The organism is Phytoactinopolyspora mesophila (assembly GCF_010122465.1).
Classification (GTDB): Bacteria; Actinomycetota; Actinomycetes; order Jiangellales; family Jiangellaceae; genus Phytoactinopolyspora; species Phytoactinopolyspora mesophila.
In genome coordinates this window covers 574,092-596,027 of the sequence record NZ_WLZY01000001.1, presented here as the reverse complement: position 1 = coordinate 596,027, position 21,936 = coordinate 574,092, and the positions used below count along the sequence as shown (strand labels likewise).

16 protein-coding genes are annotated in these 21,936 nt (G+C 66.7%); 7 read left to right on the top strand and 9 right to left on the bottom strand.

Going from position 1 to position 21,936, the window contains the following annotated elements:
* Window positions 1-109: 109 nt before the first annotated feature.
* The 3 genes from F7O44_RS02680 to dxs form a co-directional block, all read right to left on the bottom strand.
* Window positions 110-2,974, bottom strand: a complete 2,865-nt coding sequence (locus tag F7O44_RS02680; RefSeq protein WP_162448620.1) for a family 20 glycosylhydrolase — start codon at window positions 2,972-2,974, stop codon at window positions 110-112.
* 473 nt (window positions 2,975-3,447) lie between these two features.
* The gene (locus tag F7O44_RS02675; RefSeq protein WP_162448619.1) at window positions 3,448-4,683 is read right to left on the bottom strand and encodes an AI-2E family transporter; all 1,236 of its coding nucleotides are present in this window, start codon (window positions 4,681-4,683) and stop codon (window positions 3,448-3,450) included.
* 3 nt (window positions 4,684-4,686) lie between these two features.
* Window positions 4,687-6,612, bottom strand: a complete 1,926-nt coding sequence (gene dxs / locus F7O44_RS02670) for a 1-deoxy-D-xylulose-5-phosphate synthase (RefSeq protein ID WP_162448618.1) — start codon at window positions 6,610-6,612, stop codon at window positions 4,687-4,689.
* Between the two features lie 107 nt (window positions 6,613-6,719).
* On the opposite strand from dxs, the gene F7O44_RS02665 reads away from it, so the two are divergent.
* Window positions 6,720-7,187 (top strand): hypothetical protein, encoded by a 468-nt coding sequence (locus F7O44_RS02665; protein WP_162448617.1) that lies wholly within the window; start codon window positions 6,720-6,722, stop codon window positions 7,185-7,187.
* Between the two features lie 480 nt (window positions 7,188-7,667).
* Here F7O44_RS02665 and F7O44_RS02660 read toward each other — a convergent pair whose 3' ends face one another.
* The gene (locus F7O44_RS02660; protein WP_162448616.1) at window positions 7,668-8,573 is read right to left on the bottom strand and encodes an NADP-dependent oxidoreductase; all 906 of its coding nucleotides are present in this window, start codon (window positions 8,571-8,573) and stop codon (window positions 7,668-7,670) included.
* 226 nt (window positions 8,574-8,799) lie between these two features.
* Here F7O44_RS02660 and F7O44_RS02655 point away from each other — a divergent pair, with 226 nt between their 5' ends.
* Window positions 8,800-9,723, top strand: a complete 924-nt coding sequence (locus F7O44_RS02655) for a helix-turn-helix domain-containing protein (protein ID WP_162449292.1) — start codon at window positions 8,800-8,802, stop codon at window positions 9,721-9,723.
* 284 nt (window positions 9,724-10,007) lie between these two features.
* Here the strand turns inward: F7O44_RS02655 and acnA are convergent, their stop codons facing one another.
* Window positions 10,008-12,824 (bottom strand): aconitate hydratase AcnA, encoded by a 2,817-nt coding sequence (gene acnA, locus F7O44_RS02650; RefSeq protein ID WP_162448615.1) that lies wholly within the window; start codon window positions 12,822-12,824, stop codon window positions 10,008-10,010.
* A 221-nt stretch (window positions 12,825-13,045) separates the two neighbouring features.
* On the opposite strand from acnA, the gene F7O44_RS02645 reads away from it, so the two are divergent.
* Window positions 13,046-13,471: a hypothetical protein gene (locus F7O44_RS02645; RefSeq protein ID WP_162448614.1), complete on the top strand. Its 426-nt coding sequence runs from the start codon at window positions 13,046-13,048 to the stop codon at window positions 13,469-13,471.
* On the opposite strand, the gene F7O44_RS02640 is transcribed toward F7O44_RS02645, so the two are convergent.
* Window positions 13,449-14,837: an acyltransferase family protein gene (locus F7O44_RS02640; protein WP_162448613.1), complete on the bottom strand. Its 1,389-nt coding sequence runs from the start codon at window positions 14,835-14,837 to the stop codon at window positions 13,449-13,451. The genes F7O44_RS02645 and F7O44_RS02640 overlap by 23 nt on opposite strands.
* Complete coding sequence (locus tag F7O44_RS31550) at window positions 14,834-15,580, bottom strand: phospholipase A2 (protein ID WP_222850977.1); 747 nt, start codon at window positions 15,578-15,580, stop codon at window positions 14,834-14,836. Before F7O44_RS31550 ends, F7O44_RS02640 begins: the two co-directional genes overlap by 4 nt.
* A 106-nt stretch (window positions 15,581-15,686) precedes the next feature.
* On the opposite strand from F7O44_RS31550, the gene F7O44_RS31545 reads away from it, so the two are divergent.
* On the top strand, window positions 15,687-17,591 hold the full coding sequence (locus tag F7O44_RS31545; RefSeq protein ID WP_222850976.1) for a sensor histidine kinase: 1,905 nt from the start codon (window positions 15,687-15,689) through the stop codon (window positions 17,589-17,591).
* A complete protein-coding gene (locus tag F7O44_RS02625; RefSeq protein ID WP_343073801.1) occupies window positions 17,581-18,258 on the top strand; it encodes a response regulator in 678 nt (225 codons plus the stop codon). The genes F7O44_RS31545 and F7O44_RS02625 overlap by 11 nt, the downstream gene beginning before the upstream one ends.
* Window positions 18,259-18,319: 61 nt before the next feature.
* On the opposite strand, the gene F7O44_RS02620 is transcribed toward F7O44_RS02625, so the two are convergent.
* The gene (locus tag F7O44_RS02620; protein WP_162448611.1) at window positions 18,320-19,243 is read right to left on the bottom strand and encodes an LLM class F420-dependent oxidoreductase; all 924 of its coding nucleotides are present in this window, start codon (window positions 19,241-19,243) and stop codon (window positions 18,320-18,322) included.
* 12 nt (window positions 19,244-19,255) lie between these two features.
* Window positions 19,256-20,515: a class I SAM-dependent RNA methyltransferase gene (locus F7O44_RS31540; RefSeq protein ID WP_222850975.1), complete on the bottom strand. Its 1,260-nt coding sequence runs from the start codon at window positions 20,513-20,515 to the stop codon at window positions 19,256-19,258.
* A gap of 43 nt (window positions 20,516-20,558) precedes the next feature.
* Here F7O44_RS31540 and F7O44_RS02610 point away from each other — a divergent pair, with 43 nt between their 5' ends.
* Complete coding sequence (locus tag F7O44_RS02610; protein ID WP_162448610.1) at window positions 20,559-21,224, top strand: NAD-binding protein; 666 nt, start codon at window positions 20,559-20,561, stop codon at window positions 21,222-21,224.
* Complete coding sequence (locus F7O44_RS02605) at window positions 21,224-21,886, top strand: NAD-binding protein (protein WP_162449288.1); 663 nt, start codon at window positions 21,224-21,226, stop codon at window positions 21,884-21,886. Before F7O44_RS02610 ends, F7O44_RS02605 begins: the two co-directional genes overlap by 1 nt.
* The last annotated feature ends 50 nt before the right edge of the window (window positions 21,887-21,936 follow it).

Sequence of the window (21,936 nt, the reverse complement as noted above, 5' to 3'; positions counted from 1 at the left end):
TGGCTCGTGACCCAAGCGAGCACGGGTGCGCAGTTCGCAGCACCCGTGCTCTTGGGGATGGTGTGTTCAGTCTATTGGAAGGACGTCCACGTCGTGGAGGAAGCGTCCATTATTGAAGAAGCCTCCACAGCTCCGGTGCGGTGGCCGGGGTCACGCCTTCCTGGGCGATATGCGGCTGCTTGGCGTTGAAAAGCTCTCCGCGGTACCTGACCACCGACCACGCATGGTAAGCGTTGCCGGCCTCCCAGTTCTCGACATCGACCGGCGCTATCCTGCTGGTCCGCCCGTCCGGCGCGACGGTCCGGACCAGCGCGGAGGATCCGACGGGCGTCGGGCCCGGATAAGCCGACCAGTGTCGCCCGCCGGTGCTCGAATACTCGAGCTTCAGGCCAGGATTACGCACGTTGGCGGTGAGCAGGCCGTCGTCGTCGATCTCGGCGCCAGGTAGCGGGATGCGATAGTTCACGCCGACATCGGGCAGCCCGACGGCTGGGTAGAACGACAGCAGCGGCAAAGTGACCTGGCCGAGGGTGTTCAGCCACACGTCCCAGTGTTCGTCCATTTCGTCCGGGCTGGGTGTGTCCCGGACCCAGGCCCGCTCCGCTACGCCCAGCAGCCGTGGGAATGCCTGGTATTCGCGGATCTCCGGGGCTTTGGCGTTCTCACCCCACAGCTGCGCCTCCAGGCCGAGGATGTTCGCTTTGCCCTCCTCGGTGAGTTGTTCCCAGCCGGGGTTCGGCGTGAACGGGTTACCCCACCGGTCTTCGACGGCGTTGGCGTAGACGTTGAACGGCTGGTAGGTGAAGGTGCTTTCCTCGTCCACGTACGCGGCCCAGTAGTAGCCGGGCTCGTCCGGGTCCTTGTTGTAGGCCAGGTCCAGGTACAGGTTGGTGGCGTGGGCCAAGATGACCTCGCGGCCCTCGTTGGCGAACTGGTAGGCCAGCTCCTCCAGCCCCCAGCCCCAGACGTTCTGCCACGCCATCGGTGCGTATCCGGGCAGCTCCGGCGCGGACCCGACGGTGAGGATTTCTTCCCAGCCGGTGGTGGTACCGGCCACGCTCAGGGCGATCTCGTGCCAGCGGCCCATGAACAGGTCCCACAATTCGGCATCGCTCTTGCCAGCCGTGTCCGGGTTCTCCTGGCAGATCGGTGACTTCTGCCACCGGTCCGGTCCAGGTGGCTCATCGCCACCGAGGTGGATCCTGGTCAGCTCCGCCCCGGCCATGTCATACATGACCGCCACCTCGTCGACGACCTTCTGCAGGAAGTCGTAGCTGCTCTGGCGGCAGACGTTGATCATGTTGTCGTTGTACGCCTGCACACTTCGGTACTCGGCCTCGTCATCCGGATCGAGCAGCCGGAACTGTTCGGCCGCCTCCGGGTCCTCGTCTTTCAGCCGCTCGTAGCGCCGTTCCATGGCCTGCACCGACGAGCGTGCGTGCGCGGGGAAGTTGAGCTCCGGGTAGACGTCGATGTGGCGCTCCGCCGCATACTCGAGGATCTCGACGAAATCGTCGACCGTGTAGTGCCCGGTACCTTTGCCCACGAGGTTGGCCGTAGCCTGCTCCATGCCCTGAAAGCTCGGGACACGTCCCAGGTTGGCCTCCTGCCGGTCCCGCGGTTTGCCCTCGATGTTGTCGCCCGGCAGCAGGTCGTTGCCCGATCCGAGGCCCATGTGCAGCATCTCGTCCTCGTCGAGGTCGAAGCCACGGCGAGCGCCGAACTCAGTGAGCTCCGGCAAACCCGGGATCTCCAGGCGCCAGCCCTCGTCGTTAGTGAGACCGATGTGCAGCGTGTTGAGCTTGCTGAAGGCCATGAGATCGAGGAACTTCAGGATCGTCTCCTTGCTCTCGAAATGCCGCCCGACGTCGATGTGCAGCCCCCGGAAGCCGAACAGCGGCGCGTCGGAGATAGTCCCGCGGGGCAGTTCGGCGCGCTTGGCCTTGGCGCCGGTCGCGGCCTGCTCGTACACGCTGACCGGGATCAGCTGACGTAGCGTCTGGATCCCGTACAGCACCCCGGCCGGGTCCGCGCCGACGATCTCGATGTCATGTTTGCCGACGTCGAGGGTGTAACCCTCCGGATCCACGCTACCGCTGCCGTCCACATCGAGCTCCGGATCGATCGACAAGCTGATGATCCGTTTGGATTTCCCTTCGTTGCGTGGGAACTCGCCCTCCAGGACATCGCCCAGTGCCGAGCGCAGATAGCCGGCCTCCGCGTCGAGCTCGGCCGGGTGCAGGATCTCGAACCGGTTGTCCAGGCGCAGGGTCCCTTTGCCCTCAGTGACACTGAGCGGCCGCGGCTGGATACGGTCGGCGAGATCCAATTCGATCAGCTGGGCGGTGTTCTCTTCGAAACGAGTGGCCGACGACTCCACCGGCCGCACGTCGCCGCTGAACGCGGTGGTCTGTGCCGGGTCGGTCGGATCGAGCAGCGCCTTGCCGGGCACCCAGTGCGGCGGGGCGCCGTCATAGGAGATGTGGTAACCCTGCGGCGCATCGGTCTTGTGGATGGTCCACAGCTGGACCAGGAAATCGACCTCGCGGGCCTCCCCCGGATCGAGCGGTTCGAAGTCCTCCGTTGGCCGGAGCACGTAGTAATCGCCACTCTCGGCGGTGTCGGCTCGGCTGACTTCGAGACCTTGCGCAGCGAGTTCCTGGCGTGCGTCGTCGCCCGCTTCGCCGGCGACGACCGCCACCGGTTGCCGGACGAAGTTGAAAAACAGCTCCCAGTTGTCGCCAAGCGTGCAGGAACCGTCGTTGTTGTTGATGGTCAGCGCCGTCCTGACGGACGAGGCGTTGGGTGAGTGCTCGATCGGCTGGTAGCTGATCTGCAGGTCGCGTGGCGCCGGATCGCAACTGTTCTGTGCTCCGTCGCCCGCGCTTGTTGTCACGCTGGCGACCACCAGGGCCGCGGCCAGGGCCGTAGCAGCGAGCAGGCGTGGAAATCGTGGTCTGATCGAGGTGTTCAAGGCAAGGGCCTCCCGGAGAAACCATGATGAACGTCATCGGTCTGGACGTGGGGAGGGACCACGGGCAATCCCGCCGGCATCGAGGTCGCGACCTCGGAGCATTCCCGGGCCATGTATCGGCAGAGCCGCAATCGGCTGAATGTCCCGGGCGGCGACGGTGACGCCAGGAACCACGCACCCAGCACCGGACCCGGTACGGCGGCGTGTCAACAGCAAATAGGAAAGAGCCCTGCCAGTTGCTCTGGGTACGTGTCTACCGTTCTGATCATGCCGGTGTCAAGGTCTCGACCGGTGCTCGGCGATTGCGGATTCCGGACAGCATCACCACGCCGGGGCCGCTCACATGGCACGTCCGGCCACGCCCTCGAATGTCGCGCCCGTGGCGTCAGCTGATACATCGGTCGGGCCTGAACCGGGCCCGAGAAGCACGCGGCGTCGCAAGGAGCGCAAGCGCCCGCGCGGCCCGGCGTCGTTCAGTCGTCCGACGCCGACGGACGCCTCGCCGGCGCCTTGGCACGCAGCGCGGTGCCAGGCCGATATCGCGGTTTGTCGAGATCGTTGTCTATGTCCGGCACATCAGCACCAGGCATGGCGACCGCGCCGTCGCGGTGATCCTTGCCCCCCTTTTGAGCTTCTTCCTGTTCTCGTATCTTGCGCCGCCAGCCGATGACCGCGGCCGTGATCGCGCCGGCCACCGGGATGGCCAGGAAGAGGCCGACGAGGCCGAACGCGAAGCCCGCGCCGGTGGTGAGGACCAGAGTGAGGAGGGGATGGAATCGCACCGCACGCGACATCAGCAACGGCGAGAGCAGGTTGCCCTCGATCTGCTGGACGGCCAGCACGATCAGCAGCGCCCAGATGGCGGTGCTCAACCCGCCGGAGAAGAACGCCACCAGGACGGCGAAGGCTCCCGCGAGCGTCGCGCCGACCAGCGGCACATACCCCATGACGAACGTCAGCGCCCCGATCGGAATAGCCAGCGGCACGTTCAGAATCGTCAGTCCGAGTCCGATGAAGAACCCGTCCACCAGGCCCGTCACCGTGGAGGCGTAGAACCAGTTCCCGGTGGCCTTCATCGATGCCTTGAAAGCGACGTGGGCCGGGGCGCGGTGCTCGGCCCGGAGGGTGCCGACGAACTGTGCCCACAACTTGTCGCCACTGGTCAACGCAAAGATCGTGAAGAAGATGGCGATCAGCAGAACCGCGGCGAAGTTGCCCACCACGGTCAGTCCGGTAGCGGCGGCCTGCCCCACGCCGGAGAGCACGTCGCCCAATTGGTCCTGTACGTCGTCGAGCAGGTCCTGGATGTTGGCGGTATCGAGGCCGAAAGGACCTTCCTCGAACCACTCCGTGAACTCCTCGACGGCGCCGGTGACTGACCTGACCATGTCGTCCCACGAGTCGATGACCTCATAGACGACGAAAAAGACGATCCCGGAGAAGAAACCGAGAAAGACCAGCACCGATATCAGCGACGCGAAGACCGCCGGGATCTTGAACGAACGAAGCAGCTTCGCCAGCGGCCACAACAGCGACACCATGGCGAAGCCGAGCACAACAGCCATGACGATGAACTGGATCTGCAGCGCCAGGTAGATCGAGGCGGCGACCACCAGGCCGACACCCAGCAGGCGCCAGGCTACCGCGCCTTCACGCTGTAAAAACTCTGTCTCCGGCAGCTTTCGCTCCCCGGGCGATCGATTGGTCACCGTCTACACCGTCTCCGAGGAAGCAAGGGAAGAGTCGGATTCCAAGGCGGCCACCAAACCTGAGATCTCCCGTGCGAGGCCCTGACCGGTGAGGCCGAGCTCGTCGAGAATGCCCGCCCGCTTGCCGTGATCGAGGAAGCGCGCGGGGATACCGAAGTTGTGAACTGGCACGTCGACGTTGTGGTCGCGCAACTCCTGGGCGAGCACGGATCCGACACCGCCCACCCGGCAGCCGTCTTCGGCCGTGACGACGAGCCGGTGTTCACCGGCCAGTTCTATCAATGCCTTGTCGATCGGCTTCACCCAGCGTGGGTCGACGACGGTCACGCCAACCCCCTGGGCCTGGATCCGCCGGGCCGCGTCGACTCCGGCCCCGGCGAGTCCGCCGACGGCCACGAGCAGGACGTCCGGGGTCTGCGCACGGGCCAGCACATCAGCCGTGCCGAGACGTTCGAGCGCGTCGATGCCTACGTCGGCCGGCTCCTTGCCAGGAAACCGGACGACCGTGGGAGCATCGCTCACGTCGAGCGCCTCGGCGAACAGCTCGGCCAACTGGTCGGCATCGCGCGGTGCGGCCAGCCGTAAGCCGGGCACCACCTGCAGGATCGACATATCCCACATGCCGTTGTGGGACGCTCCGTCGGTGCCCGTGACCCCGGCCCGGTCGAGGACGAAGGTCACCCCCGTCTTGTGCAAAGCGCAGTCCATCAGCACCTGATCGAAGGCGCGGTTGAGGAAGGTGGCGTAGATGGCCACCACCGGGTGCAAGCCCATCATGGCCATGCCGGCGGCCGACGTGGCGGCGTGTTGTTCGGCGATGCCGACGTCGAAGCAACGCTCAGGGAAGGCTTTGGCGAACGGTTCCATTCCGGTGGGACACAACATCGCGGCAGTGACCGCAACCACATCGCGACGACGCCGGCCGGCGTCGAGCAGCGCGTCGCTGAAGGCATGTGTGAGTGTGCGGGTGGGATCGCCGATCGGCTCGCCGGTCAGCGGGTCGAATGCCGACGGGCTGTGCATGTGGTCGACTTCGTCGCGCACCGCGACGTCGTATCCATGCCCCTTCTGCGTGACGCAGTGCACGATGACCGGCCCGCCGAAACGCTTGGCCTGCATCAGAGCGTTCTCGACCGCGTCGCGGTCGTGGCCGTCGATCGGGCCGATGTACTTCAGGCCGAGGTCTTCGAACATGCCCTGCGGGGCCAGGAGGTCCTTGAGCCCCTTCTTGAGTCCGTGCAGAGCCTCGTACGTGACGTGGCCGACCAGTGGGGTGCGGTTGAGGGTGCGCTTGACCAGATCGAGGGCTTGTTCGTAGCGCGGATCGGTTCGCAGCCCGGACAGATGCTGGGCCAGCCCTCCGACCGTCGGCGAATACGAGCGCCCGTTGTCATTGACCACCATGACCAGCGGCCGCCCGTCTGGGCCGTTCTGCGGTCCGCCGGCGATGTTGTTCAATGCTTCCCAGGCCATACCGCCGGTCAGCGCGCCGTCGCCGATGATGGCCACGGCGGTGCGCTCCTTCTCGCCCCGCACCGCGAACGCCTTGGCCATGCCGTCGGCGTACGAAAGCGACGTGGAGGCGTGTGAATTCTCCACCCAGTCGTGCTGGCTCTCCGCCTGGCTCGGGTATCCGGAGAGGCCGTCCTTGGAACGGATGGTGCCGAAGCGCTCCACCCGGCCGGTGAGCAGCTTGTGCACGTAGGACTGATGCCCGGTGTCGAAAACGATGGGATCACGGGGCGAATCGAAGACCCGGTGCACGGCAAGGGTGAGCTCGACAACGCCCAGGTTGGGGCCCAGATGGCCGCTGGTACGCGACACCGTCCGGACAATGAGGTCCCGGATCTCAGCTGCTAGCGAGTCGAGTTCTGCCGTGGAGAGTCCTCGCAGATCTCGAGGCTCACTCACACGTTCGAGTACGCCCAACGCGTCCTGCCTCCTCGCAATTCACGGCCATCGGAAACGAGTCTAGTGTCCACGATCTGATGGGACACTGGTGCCTCAAACCCGTCCGATATGCAACGGTAGTGCCTGTGAGGCCAAGGATCACTCAAAGACGACGGTGGATCGGCGCCGGTATCGCTCTCCTCGGCGCCGCTGCCGTCGCGGGCAGCGCCTACCCCGCCTGGTATGAGGGCCAGGGACCGCGTGATTGGCCGCTGGAGCAGCTGTTCACGGCCAGCCCTGCAGGCACGGCCACGGCGTTCTGGGGCTCGGTGGCCGCCCCCCTGGCCGTGGTGGGCCTGCTGGGTGCACTCGGCGCCGTACTGAGGTTCAGGTTCATACTCGGCCTCGGCTGGCTGGTGGGCAGTGCCACGTTCGCGCTCTGGGCGCTGATGAGCATCATCGGCGGCAACTGGTCGCCGGACGGGCTCACCGCCGGCGCCTGGCTGTGCCTGTCCGGGCTTGCGGTTCTCCTCGGCGGCATACTCGGCATGGGCCCACGGAAAGAAGGGGTCGAGGCGCCGTTGTCGGTGTTCGAGGGCGATCCACCCCAATGATCGGTGATCGTGTGCAGAATTGCGTTCTCAGCTCTGGTGATCGAGATCAGAAACGTGTCGCTATAGCGACCGAAACGTGCTCTCGATCACCGAGGACGAGTGCGTGATTCTGCACACGATCACCATGAACTCGGTGGGCCGCGGGGGTCAGACCAGGTTGCGCAGCACGTACTGAGACATGCTTCGATAGCCCCTTACATCGCGTGACGGTCTCCGGTTCTGCCTCGCTCACCCGCGCCATGATCCAGGTATCGGTGTCGCATTGGGCGGTGGGGATGCCCGACATCGCGTCGTGTCAGTGACGACCGATGTCACAGTCGGGGACAGCGGGCAGTCGATGGTCAACTGTTCGAAGCGTCGATCAGGCCCTGAAGGGCGTACCGCCTTCTACGTAAGCATTTCCCAGTGAGTTTCGCAGGCAGGGGCGATGGGGTGACGGTCGTGGCGATCGTGACCAGGATGCGCTTGGAAAGCCCGCCCTTAGAAGACCAGTGCGATCTTTCCCTGAAGATTCCCCGCGGCGAAGCGTTGATGGGCGCGAACAACGTCTGCCGCTGAGAAAACGGAGTCGACTCGTGGACTAATGACGCCACTGTCGACCAGGCCCACCAGTTGACGGAGAACATCACCGTCGGCGCGGACCTGGCAGAGTTCGCTGTCGATAGTCCGAGCAGTGAGGTCCGGTGCCGGTCCCGCTTGCGTGGCGACAGTGGCGTACCGACCACCATCGCTGATCGCCTCCGAGGCATCTGCACCGTATGTATCGAAAACTCGATCATAGGAACGGGCAGGGAGCTCCTCGACGTGGGTGACGACAGATTCGGCACCCAAAGAAGAGACGTACTCGATTTGTGACGGCCGGGAGACCACAGCATCGACGTGGATGCCTGTGCTGGAGGCGATTTGGACGGCGATGCTGCCCACCGCTCCGGCAGCGCCCGTGACAAGGAGACGACTGTCAGCATGAATGTCGAGCCAATCGAGTACTTGCAAAGCGGTCGCCCCTGGTAGTGGCACTGTCCCTGCTTCTACGAGTCCCACGGAGGTTGGCGCGACGGCGACTTCCGTGACAGGCAGAGAGACCAGATCCGCCCACGTCCCACGGCCCGTGCCCAACTGATGGGACATGCCGATTACTCGGTCGCCAGGCCTGAAGCGCCCTGTTGGGTCTTCGACAACAATGCCCGCCAATTCCCACCCGAGCGTGAATGGAAATGGTGGCGTGGAATCTCCGATGTCACCGTTTCGTGTTTTGTCGTCTACGGGGTTGATAGCGCTCGAAACGACGCGGATCAGAACTTCGCCCGGGGTAACTTCAGGATCTGGCATCTGGATCAGACGGAGATCCTCGATGGGGCTGAAGCGGTCGATCGATAGTGCTCGCATATGGGTTCTACTTTCGGGGTTGTTAAGGATCTGAGGAGTGGTTGCGGAGGTCGGTCGGCTCGACGTGCTGCCGATCCGGCTCCTCGGAGCCGTGCCGGGCAGCACCGAAAACCCAGTGTCGTTCCTGGCCGGGCAAGTCAGCCAGACACCGGCTGGTAGTGCGACCGGGGTTCCTACTACCGGCAGGGTCACGCTCACCCCAGACGGACTGCGTATCGTGGAAGACATGAGCAGTTCACGGCGATCACCTGCGCAGGGCAGCCTGGGCGAGTTCTTGAAGTCTCGCCGCGCCGAGCTCACCCCCGCCCGGGCCGGGATCGAGGACTGGGGTAAACGCCGCCGCGTGCCCGGCCTGCGTAGAGAAGAAGTCGCCCACCTCGCCGGGGTCTCCGTCGCCTACTACGTCCGCCTCGAACAGGGCCAGGCCTACAACGCCTCCAACGAGGTGCTGCTGGCCCTCGCACGGGCGCTGCACCTGAGTGCGACCGAGACAGAACATCTGCTCGATCTTGCCAAACCCTCACCGATGCGGCCCTCCCCGCGCACCCGGCCCGAGCACCCCCACCCGCGAGCCCTGGCGATGCTGGATTCCATCGGGGATCGACCGGCGGTGCTGCTGGGCCGACGCAACGACGCGCTCGCGTGGACGCCGACCGGCCATGCGCTACTTGCTCCACACCTGCCCTTCGACGTGAGTGACCCGCGGACTCGCCCGTCGTTGCCGAGGCTGCTGTTCCTCGACCCGCAAGTACGCGGCGCGTACTCGTACTGGCAGACGGAGGCCCGCGCCTACGTCGCCCACCTGCGGCGGATCAGCGGGAAGTACCCCGATGACTCCCGGCTGGCGGAGCTCGTCGGTGAGCTGTGCATGAAAGACGTCGACTTCGCCGCGATGTGGGCCACCGGACGCGTCGGCGGATGCACCTCCGGCAGCAAACACTTCCAGCACCCCCTCGTCGGCCCACTGACGGTCGAGTTCCAGATTTGGCTTCAAGCCGACAGCCCTGACCACCGGCTCGAGGTCTACACACCAGCCGACCAGCCATCAGCCGATGCCCTCGCACTCCTGAACACCATCACCCAAGAGAGAACAGCCGCAGCCAGACACCTGCCGCCTGAACGAGAGACGATAGGCCGCGTCGACCCGTAGTCCGTGCGAGGTTTGGCCGACAGGACGCTCGTACTTTCCGACCTACGGGGTTCCATCGCGGAGGTAGCGCCATGCGTCTTTCATTTTGGGGCCTCGCAACTCTGCTGGGCTGGTCACCATCCTACGGTCCTGCGTGATGGCCGCACCCGTAAGCGCGACCGGAGAGCGCCAGGTGATCCTGGCCACTACACGACGTCCCAGGTAACGTCACAGCACGAGACTCGAGAGCACCGGCCGGAGGTATTTCGCCAACGACCGGATGCTCTCGTATCCCAGCCGATCTGTCAGCTACCGACGAGTTGCCGAAGCACGTACTGCATGATCCCGCCGTGCCGGTAGTACTCGGCCTCACCTGGTGTGTCGATGCGCACGACCGCGTCGAACTCGACCTCGCCGCCCGCACCGCGAGCCTTGACCCGCACCGTGGACGGCGTCTCCCCGGCGTTCATCGCCTCGACGCCGGTGATGTCGAAGGACTCCTCACCGGTCAGTCCCAGCGACTCGGCGTTCTCGCCCTCGGGGAACTGCAGTGGCAGCACACCCATACCGATCAGGTTGGACCGGTGGATGCGCTCGAACGACTCCGCGATCACCGCACGCACCCCCAGCAGCGCGGTGCCCTTGGCCGCCCAGTCGCGCGACGAACCCGAACCGTACTCCTTGCCGGCCAGCACCACCAGCGGGATACCAGCATCAGCGTAGGAGACGGAGGCGTCGTAGATGGACGTGACCGGGGCGTCGGCCGGAGACTCAGCTTGGGTGAAGTCCCGGGTGAAACCGCCCTCGGTGCCGGGAGCCAGCAGGTTACGCAGCCGGATGTTGGCGAAGGTGCCGCGGATCATCACCTCGTGGTTGCCGCGCCGGGAACCGTAGGAGTTGAAGTCGCGCCGGGAAATCCCGTGCGAGGACAAGTACTCCCCCGCCGGCGAGTCCTGCTTGATCGCTCCGGCCGGGCTGATGTGGTCGGTGGTCACGGAATCGCCCAGCTTCGCAAGCACGCGTGCCGCGGCGATGTCGGTGACCGGTGCGGGCTCGGCCTGCATACCTTCGAAGTACGGAGGCTTGCGCACGTACGTCGACTGCGGGTCCCACTCGAAGGTGCTGCCCGTGGGCGTCGGCAGCGACTGCCAGGTCTCGTCGCCGGCGAAGACGTCGGCGTAGTCGCGGGTGAACATCTCGCTGGCGATCGCGGAGTCCACAACCTCCTCGATCTCGGCCGGCGACGGCCACAGGTCGCTCAGGTACACCGGCTCGCCCTGCGCGTCCGTGCCCAACGCTTCGGTGGTCAGGTCGAGATCCATGGTGCCAGCCAGCGCGTATGCCACGACGAGCGGCGGCGAGGCCAGGTAGTTCATCTTGACGTCGGGGTTGATCCGGCCCTCGAAGTTCCGGTTGCCGGACAGCACCGAGACCACGGCGAGATCGTGCTCGTTGACCGCGGCACTGATCTGCTCCGGCAGCGGCCCGGAGTTGCCGATGCAGGTGGTGCAGCCATAGCCAACCAGGTGGAAGCCGAGCTTCTCGAGATAGGGGGTCAGCCCGGCGCGCTCGTAGTAGTCCATGACCACTTTGGAGCCTGGGGCCAGCGTCGTCTTCACCCATGGTTTGCGGTTCAGGCCGCGCTCGACAGCCTTCTTGGCGACCAGGGCAGCGCCGACCATGACGGACGGATTGGACGTGTTGGTGCATGACGTGATGGCGGCGATCACGACGGCCCCGTGGTCGAGTTCGAACTCGTTGCCGTCGTCGAGGGTGACTCGCACCGGCTTGGAGGTGCGTCCGTTGGCGCGGGCGGCCGCGGAGACGAGCTCACGTGGAGACTCTCCACCGTTGCCGTCTCGCACCGATACGGGGTCGCTGGCTGGGAAGGTCTCCTCGACTGCTTCATCGACGTCGGTGTGCGGAGTGCCGTCTTCGTCGGCGACGTAGTCGCGCAACGACGTCCGGAAGGCGACTTTGCCGTCCGACAGCGACACGCGGTCCTGCGGGCGCTTGGGACCGGCGATGGACGGAACGACGGTGCTGAGGTCGAGTTCCAGGTACTCCGAGTACTCGGGCTCCACCGACGGATCGTGCCAGAGACCCTGCTCTTTGGCGTAGGCCTCGACCAGTGCTACCTCGTCCTCACCGCGGCCGGTCAGCTGCAGGTACCGTACGGTCTCTTCGTCGATCGGGAACACCGCGATGGTCGAGCCGTACTCGGGGCTCATGTTGCCGATGGTGGCGCGGTTGGCCAGCGGCACCTCGGCGACGCCGGGGCCGTAGAACTCGACGAATTTGCCGACCACCCCGTGCTGCCGGAGCTTCTCGGTGATGGTGAGGACCAGGTCGGTGGCCGTGGCGCCGTCCGGTAGCGCGCCGGACAGCTTGAAGCCGACGACGCTCGGGATGAGCATGCTGACCGGCTGGCCGAGCATCGCGGCCTCGGCCTCGATGCCGCCGACCCCCCAGCCGACGACACCCAGGCCGTTGACCATGGTGGTGTGGCTGTCGGTGCCGACGCAGGTGTCGGGATAGGCCACCCCGTCGCGGACGATTACGGTGCGAGCGAGGTACTCGATGTTCACCTGGTGCACGATGCCTGTGCCGGGCGGGACGACCTTGAAATCGGCGAAGGCGCCCTGGCCCCAGCGCAGGAACTGGTAGCGCTCCCTGTTGCGCTGGTACTCGAGTTCGACGTTGCGGTCGAACGAATCCGGCGCCCCGAAGACGTCGGCGATGACGGAGTGATCGATCACGAGCTCAGCGGGCGCGAGCGGGTTGATCTTGTTCGGATCACCGCCGAGGTCGCTCATCGCCTCCCGCATGGTGGCGAGATCGACCACACACGGCACGCCGGTGAAGTCCTGCATCACAACGCGGCCCGGCGTGAACTGGATCTCGGTGCTGGGCTTGGCCTTGGCATCCCAGTTGACCAGCGCACGCACATGGTCCGCGGTGATGTTGGCGCCGTCCTCGGTGCGCAACAGGTTCTCGAGGAGAACCTTGAGGCTGTACGGGAGCCGTGCGACATCACCTGCCGCAGCCAGCCGGTAGATCTCATAGGAGGATCCCCCGACATCGAGGCTGCCCCTGGCGCCAAAGCTGTTCTTGCTGGCCACGTCCGATCCCAACCTTTCGCTTCACAAGTCTTCAGCCCAATGGTGGCGCAACGGCGACACCGCACACCTCGTCAGGTTGCCCTTACCCGCAACCGGGCTACATCACACAACTTATCTTGAGTTCAAGATACATGACGCGAAGATAGACCGCCAGCACCACCGTCGAGTCGCTCTGCTTGGATAATGAGACACCATCACCAACTGATGAAGGAGAACTACCGATGCCCCGGACAACCCGGTTGCCGCACCTCGCCGCCTTGGCCGCAGTCGCCCTGATCGGCCTGGCCAGTTGCAGCGAGGGCAGCGACGAAGACCAGGCGATTGGTGTCGCCGAGGATTTCTTCGCCGCACTGGCAGATGTCGATGCCGCCGAGGCATGCGAGCTGAACCTCGGCGACGACGGTCAGCCGCTGGACGAGGATCATCACAGTTGGGATGTATGCCTGAACGCGGTCGAGACATGGGCGAACTCGGTCGCCATACCGGTCGACGAGGAACTTCCCGAGGTCACCTTCGAAACCGCGGAAATCGACGGTGAGACTGCTCATATCCCGGACTCGGCGCCGGCCATGTACGGCTTCCCCTACGCCTTCGATCTCCGCAACGTGGACGGCGACTGGTACATCAACGGCGACTGGTACCTCTGAACGAGCGCCGCGCCGCCGACGTCAACGTCCAGCCACCGACGAGGCACAAGGTGCTGGGCAGCCAGCTCACCGGAAAGCCCGCCAGCCCTTCGCCGGCCGATCCGAAATACTCCAGGCCGGACGTCGCGTAGCCGAACAGGCCCGCCATCACCAGCGCTACGCCTGGTGCCAGCAGGCGCGGCACAACCACGCTGTGCGTGACGTCGCGGCGCTCCGGGGCGCGCCGGCCGGCGCCGGCAGCACGCCACGCGATGCTGAACCGTTCCAGGCGGAACATCGGCACCACGAGCGTGGCGAGGACGCCTGCGAGGACTGCCAGCCAAACCGGCCTCGTCAGCCACCACGCAACCGTGCCGGGCGCCGGGAGACCAACGCCGAACAGAAGTGTGAGGCCGACGACGGCGACCAGCGCGGCCAGGTGCCATAGGTAGAGCTGCATCGCTCGCGCTCCCAGGACGACGACGACGGCCCACGTCCCCGGCCGCCCGAGCCAGCGCAGCAGCCGTGGCCGGACCAGCACGATGAGGGCAGTCTGCGCCACGGCCAGCAACATCAGGCAGACCGACGGTGGGTTCATGTTCGATGTCTCCCCGGGCAACCCGATCATGCTCACCGGATACGGGCCTGGCACTGTCAGCACGAGCAGTGTGGCCAGCGCCAGGCCCAGTACTGCGCCCAGAGCACGTCGCGACATACCCGTCAGGTGGCCGTCGGCGTACCAGACGCCGAGTTGCTGTACCGCCAGCCACACGAGCGCGAAGTTGACGTACGCCGGGCCGTCAGCGGCCAGCCGGCTGACGTCGGCGACCGCCGCGGCGCCGGCCGGCACGATCAGCGCCATGACCGGCGCCCGGGCGTGCCAGGCCGCCATCACTGGTGCGAGGGCGGTCACGAGGAGATAGATGACCAAGAACCAGAGTGGCCGGCCCAGCAGGCTCGCGACGTAGTCCAGATCGTCGGCCGGCAGCCCGGCGATCCAGGCGGCACCGAGCAGACTCTGAGCGATCAGGACGAACACCAGGACTGGCCGGAGCAGCCGGATCGTGCGATTGCGCAGGAACTCCGGGTACCCGTAGCCGCGCCGCACGGTGCGTCGCCACACCGTGACGTTGGCGAATCCCCCGGCGACGAAGAACAGCGGCATGACTTGGAAGACCCACGTCAGAGGCTGCAGCGCCGGGATCTCCGTCAGCGTGTTCGTGCCCCGCACCTCGCCGCCGTCATTCGTGACACCGGCCATCAGCCAATGCCCCACCACCACGACCAGCAGACTCGTCACCCGCACGGCATCGATCACCCGGTCCCGATCCATGGGTGTCACACCATCGAGGTCCGCTGCCTTGGCCGCCCATGCCGCCCTTCTCACGTCGCTGTCCCTGGCCGCGATGCCGGGTGGCGGAGCCGATTCCCCGGCGGCGGCCCGGCCCCGGCCGCGGCGGTGGCCTCCCGGGAGCGAGCCTGCCGGACTCGCGCGGCCACCGAGGGGCCGGCTGCCGCCAGCAGAATCATCACCCCCGAGACCAGGTAGGGCGTCGGGTCCTCTGCTCCCGGGTTTCCCTGCCCTTGCCGCCAGGAGTTCGCCTTGACCGCTGATTCGCCGATCCCGGCCGTCGTCCGGCACCCCGCGCCCCCGCCAATGGCGTCGCAGTGATCCCGGAGGTCGGACCCGAACTGATCATCGATCGCGACCCGCGCCCACGGGCCAAGCTCCGCACCCTTCGCCGTCGCGTACCTGAGCAGGTCGTAGCCGTAGTCATGCGCCTTACAGGCGAAGCTGAAGTCGTACGCCGTGGGGCCGGCCGGCGACGAGCAGTCTCCATGCGGCTGGATCACGCGCATCGAGCCGGCGGGCGTGACCACGGTCCGTGGCCGATATCCCATCACGTCGGCGAAGTCCTCCGGGATCGCCTCGGCGACGCCGGGACCGTCGTCGAGCCCGGTGATCGCGACGACTGCCGCGGCGGCCGCCGTGTCTTCCGGTCCCGCGGTCGTCCGGTTCACCTGCCCGGCTCCGGTGAGGACGAATGACACGAGGACCGCGCTCAGAATCCACCCGATCCGTGCCCACATGAGGTTCCCTTCGACGACGCCGGCCGTTCCGGCGAGCACCAGAGACGCTAGGGAGCTGCACGCACGGATTCGTCGGGCTGCAGAGCCGTCTACCCCCTGCCGCGCTGGTATCGCGTGCCGGGCCGTATCACTCCGGAGAGCTACCGTGCGTGTCACTCTGGAGTGCGACGATTCGCTCGTCGGCGATGGCTACCCTGAACGCGTGGTCGACGATCAGACGCAGTGGCACGCTCGCAGCCGGTCACCCCGTTGGACGAGGCTGACCCAGCGTCCCTGGTGGCCCTGGCTCGGTGCGCTCGGCCTGTTCGTGGTCGCCCTGGCGAGCGTCACGGAGGTTCTCGAGCTCGCAGGCATCGCGATCCCGGTGGCGGCGGCGCTGGCCGCCGCGCCGTTCGGCCTGATCGCTACCCACCCGGCGACCGGATGGGTTCTCTCGGCCGCCGGCGCGTTACTCGTCTCGCGAGTGTTCCCGGTGGTGGACGGCGATCCCTGGCCCTGGCCGGTGATTCACGGCATCGTCCTGCTCGCTTTGCTGTTCGCTGTCGGCTTCGCGCGCGCGATGACACCCCGTCGTGGCCTTCGCCTCGTGACGATGTTCGGCACGTGGCTCGCGACGGCCGTCCTGTTCGCGGTGTCCGTTCCCGGTGACCTTCGTGCCGGATGGGCGCTGGGGGCGATCCTGGTCGGAGCGGCCGGGTTCGTCGGCCGGCTGGCCGGCCTGACACCGGCCCGGAGCACACCGGCGGAATCGCCGATATCGCCGGCTGCCGTCCCGGCCGCTCTGCTCCGCGCGTTCCGTGAAGCGTTCATCGACTGGATTCCGTCGCCGCCGGCCGGCCGCCCGTTCGCCGAGCGACTGCTGGCCCGGTTCGGCTGGGCTGAGCGGGTCCGTCAGGTGCTGCCCTGGCTCTTGGCGTTCGGAGTCTTCTGGATCGCCGTCGCCTCGATCCGCGAGACGCTCGAAGTACACGACCTCGTCCGCCCGTTCTTCGCGGCGCTGATTGCGCTGCCGGTCGCGCTGTCCCGACGGCACGCGCTGCTGGGCTGGCGGCTCATCACCGCGGTGGCGATCGTCGTCGCCGTCGTCGGCACGCCGAGCGGCGGCCTCGACCCCGGCACCTGGCCGGTAGTCATGCAATGGGTCTGGCTGGCGATGACGTTCCTGGTCGCCCTGCGCCACAACCGGTTGACCATGATCTGGGTGTGGATCGCCACGGTGACGACCCTGTCGGCCGGGGCCGCCGATGACGCCGGCGTCACCGTGACGCTCATCGTCGCCGCGTCGGCGCTGGTGCTGATCGGGGACCTGCTGCGCGCCCGGCGGCTGGCCAGCCGGGAGGCCGAGCGTCAGAGCGAGCTGAGCGATCTGGAGAAGGCCCGCCGCACGGTCTTGGAGGAACGCACCCGGATAGCGCGGGATCTGCACGACGTGGTGGCGCATCACATGTCGATGGTGGTGGTGCAGGCCGAGACCGCGCCCTACCGTCTGCCGGACCTCTCCGAGGCCGCCCAGGCGGAGTTCAATGCCGTCAGCACATCGGCTCGGGAAGCCCTCAACGAGATCCGCAGCTTGCTCGGAGTGCTGCGCAGCGACGATCAAGCAGTCCTCACCGCACCGCAGCCCGGAGTTGAGAATCTCGAAGAACTCGTCGAGAGCGTCGCCCGCTCAGGAGTGCCGGTCCGCTTGGTCACCAGCGGCAGCCCAGCTGGGGTGGAAACGGCCGTGGGCCTGTCCACGTACCGGATCGTCCAGGAGTCACTGGCCAACGCCGCCCGGCACGCTCCAGGTGCGCCGGTGACCGTACATGTCGGATACGCTGCCGGGTCGGTGGACCTGCGCATCGTCAATGGCCCCCCGGCCGTGCCCACCCAGCAGGGGCCGCCAGGACACGGTTTGATCGGCATGCGAGAGCGGGCGAGCGTCGTCGGCGGAACTCTCGAAGCAAACCCCCTGCCGGATGGCGGATTCGAGGTCTCCGCCGTTATACCGATCAATGCCCACGCCGATTCGAATGCGGTCGACATGGAGGAGCCTTCTGGTGAACAGTGACCAGCCCACGCGGGTGCTGATCGTCGACGATCAAGCGATGGTCCGGCAGGGTTTCGGCGCGCTGCTGGCCGCCCAGCCCGACATCGATGTCGTGGGCGACGCCTCCGATGGCGCGGCCGCGATTGACGCCACCCGCAGGCTCACCCCCGACATCGTGCTGATGGATGTCCGGATGCCGGTGCTCGACGGCCTCGAGGCGACCCGCCGGATCCTGCGGGCGCCGGGCAATCGGCACCCGCGCGTCGTCATGCTGACCACGTTCGATCTCGACGACTACGTGTACGAAGCCTTGCGTGCGGGCGCGAGCGGGTTCCTGCTGAAAGACGCCCCGGCCGCCGACCTCGTACACGCCGTGCGCGTCGTCGCCGCCGGTGAAGCACTCTTGGCGCCGTCAATCACGCGGACCCTCATCACCGAGTTCGCCCGCCGCCCAGTGGCCAACCGGCCCCACCCGGACCGGCTGCGCGCGCTGACCCCGCGGGAGACCGAGGTGCTCAAGCTGATCGCTACCGGCATGTCCAACACTGAGATCGCCGAGACACTCGTGCTTGCCGAGCAGACGGTGAAGACACATGTCGGGCGGATCCTCACCAAACTCGACCTCCGTGACCGGGCCCAGGCCGTCGTCATCGCCTACGAGACCGGCCTGGTCCAGCCCGGCTCGTGACCCCCACCCCGATGATCATGAACACTAGTTGACCAATATGGTCAACTAGTGTTCATGATCATCAGGTGACGTGCGGGGCTACTTCGGCGGCCACCAGCTCGAGGTGCTCGATGTCCGAGAGATCCATGACCTGGAGGTACACCCGGCTGGCGCCGAGCTCACGCACGGCGTTGATGCCATCCACCACTTCCTGCGGCGTACCGGCCAGTCCGTTCTGCCGTACCTCCGCGGGCTCGCGGCCGATGGCGGAAGCCCGCCGGGCGAACTCGGCTTCGTCCTGGCCGCAGGCCAGCACCAGCGCCACCGAGTACACCAGGTCGTCCGGGTCCCGGCCGGCGTCCTCACACGCTTTGCGCACGGCGTCGAACCGGGCACCGATCTGGTCCTTGGGCGGGAACGCGGTGTTGAATTCGGAGGCGAACCGCGCGGCCAGGGCAGGGGTGCGCCGCGGCCCGTGTCCACCGATGATCACCGGCACGGAGTCCTGCACGGGCTTCGGCAAGGCCGGAGAATCGGCGATCGTGTAGTGCTCTCCGGTGAAATCGAAAGTCTTGCCCACCGGGGTGTTCCACAGCCCGGTGACGATCTCCAGTTGTTCTTCCAGCAGACCGAACCGCTTCGGCGGGAACGGGATGCCGTACGCGGTGTGTTCGCCCTCGAACCACCCCGTCCCCAATCCGAACTCGACGCGCCCGCCGGACATCTGGTCCACCTGCGCCACCTGGATCGCCAGCGGACCCGGATAGCGGAACGTCGCTGATGACACGAGAGTGCCCAGCCGGATCCGAGAGGTCTCCCGGGCGAGCCCGGCCAGCGTCACCCAGGTGTCCGTCGGTCCGGGCAGCCCGTCCGAGCTCCCCATGGCCAGGTAGTGGTCGGAGCGGAAGAAGGCGTCGAAACCGAGACGTTCGGTGGCCTGAGCTACCCGGAGCTGGTCGGCGTAACTGGCACCTTGCTGGGGTTCAGTGAAGATTCGCAACTGCATGCGCCCAGCATTTCACGGCACAGGTTTCAGAATTGCCACGCACTCCACATGGTGGGTCATGGGAAACAGGTCGAACGCGCGCAAACCGGTCAGTTCGTAGCCGTGCGCGGCGAAGGTGCTGATATCGCGGGCAAGCGCGGCGGGATCGCACGCCACATAGGAGATCGCGCGTGGGCCTCGCCTGGCTATCTCGGCGACGACCGGCAGCTTGGCACCCGCTCGCGGCGGGTCGAGCACGACGATGTCCGCGGCGAGGTCGCTCTTGCGGCCCAGCACCCGGTCGACTGGGCCAGCATGGACGCTCACGTGGGGCAGGTCGCTCAAGTTGTGCCGGGCATCCGTGACGGCCACCCGGTCACCCTCGACGGCGGCCACCGAGCCACCGTCGCCTACCGCGTCCGCCAGGACGCCGGCGAACAGGCCCACGCCGCTGTAGAGATCCAGCACCCGTTCTCCGGGCCGGGGACGCAACGACTCGATCACCGCCTCTACCAGGGTCTCCGCCGCGCCGGGATGGACCTGCCAGAAGCCCCCGCCGGTGACCCGCCAGCGGCGCCCAGCCGCGGTCTCGGTGACCGCTCCGTCTCCGCGGATGATCCGAGGCCGGCCGCGCTCGTCGAGCATCGTGACGGAGACATCGTCATCGAGATCCGGGGGCTCGACGTCACGCTGGCCGGGCTCGACGATCACCTGACGCTCCCCGGAGACCGACCCGACGGCCTCGACCGACGTGACGCCCGGCCAGCTTCGCGATTCGACCCCGATGGACCGGACCACCGGGTGAGCGATGGCGCACCGGTCGATGGGGATCACGTCGTGCGACCGGTGCCGCCGCAGCCCTGCGTGATCGTCGTCGCCGATCGCGTACGTGACCCGGGTACGCCAGCCCAAGCCGTCCTCGTCGCCAGGTACTGCCTCCACATGTACTTCGCGGGTGAGCCCGGCGAGGCGTCGAAGCTGTTCCTCGACGACCTTCGCCTTCAGCTTCCGCTGAGCAGGCAGGTCGACGTGCTGCCAATCGCAGCCCCCGCACCGGCCAGGTCCGGCATACGGACAGGGCGGACGGACCCGGTCCGGTGACGGCGACAGGATCTCGACGGCGTCGGCGCGCCAGTAGCGTGCCTCCGCATCTCCCGCGGTCACCCGGGCTCGAACCCGCTCACCGGGCAGCGCGTGGCGGACAAAAACCACCCTGCCTTCGTGCCGGGCCACAACTGAACCGCCATGAGCCACACCCACGACGTCGACAACGATCTCCACACCGGCACTCACACGGGATATCTTAGAAACCTCGCCGGGAGGGGAGGGCATCAACGTGCACATCGTCATCATGGGATGCGGACGGGTAGGGTCGTCGCTCGCGCATAGCCTCGAGAAACGCGGCCATACGGTCGCTATCGTCGATCGGAACCCGGACGCCTTTCGCCGGCTGCATCCCGGCTTCGAGGGCCGCACGGTCACCGGCCCGGGATTCGACCGCGGTGTGCTGCGCGAAGCCGGCATCGCCGAAGCTGCTGCCTTCGCCGCGGTCAGCAGCGGAGACAACTCCAATATCATCTCGGCCCGGGTCGCTCGTGAGACATTCGGGGTTGGCAACGTCGTCGCCCGCATCTACGACCCCGGGCGCGCTGAAGTCTACGAACGGCTCGGCATCCCGACGGTGGCCACGGTGCGCTGGGCGGCCAATCAGGTGCTGCGCCGCGTTCTGCCCGAGGATGCCGGTGCTGAGTGGGTGGACCCGTCCGGGGTGATCCGGTTGACCGAGTCGCCGCTTGGATCCAAATGGATCGGAACCACGATTCGTGCGTTGCAGCAAGCCTCAGGCACTCGAATCGCGCTGCTCAGCAGGCACGGCAAGAGTGTGCTGCCCACCGAAGAGACCATTGTCGAAGAAGGCGACCGGGTTCACGCCATGATTCTCGACACCGACGTGTCTCGGGCCATTCGGGTGTTCACCGGCGGATCGGAGTTCTCAACATGATGCGCGTCGCCATCGCCGGCGCCGGCAGCGTCGGTCGGTCCATCGCCACCGAACTGCTGGGCAACGGCCATGAAGTGCTGCTCATCGATCGCGATCCGGGCGCCATCAAGGCAGCGTCGGTCCCCGAGGCCGAATGGCTCCTCGCCGACGCCTGCGAGCTGTCCACCCTCGAAGAAGCGGCGCTTCAACGTTGTGAAGTGGTCATCGCCGCCACGGGTGACGACAAAGTGAACCTCGTGGTGTCCCTGCTCGCGAAGACCGAATTCAGTGTCAAACGAGTCGTGGCGCGAGTGAACCATCCGGACAACGAATGGCTCTTCACCGAGGGCTGGGGGGTCGACGTATCGGTGTCCACTCCGCGCATCATGAGCGCGCTGGTCGAGGAAGCCGTCAGCGTGGGCGACCTGGTGCGCCTGTTCACTTTCCGGCAGGGCGAGGCCAACCTCGTCGAGCTCACGCTGCCAACCGACTCGCCGATCACCGGCACCGAGGTGGGCGACGTCAGCTGGCCACACGACACGTCGCTGGTATCGGTCATCCGTGGCCGGCATGTGCACACCCCCCGCCCCGACTTGTCGCTGCAGGCAGGCGACGAGCTACTGTTCGTGGCCGCGCCGGACCGCGAGCAGCAGCTCGAGGAATTGCTCTCGCCGAGGGGCTGACGCGGGTGATCCGGGTCGGAGAGCCGGTGGCCCGATCGCTGTTCGGCGGC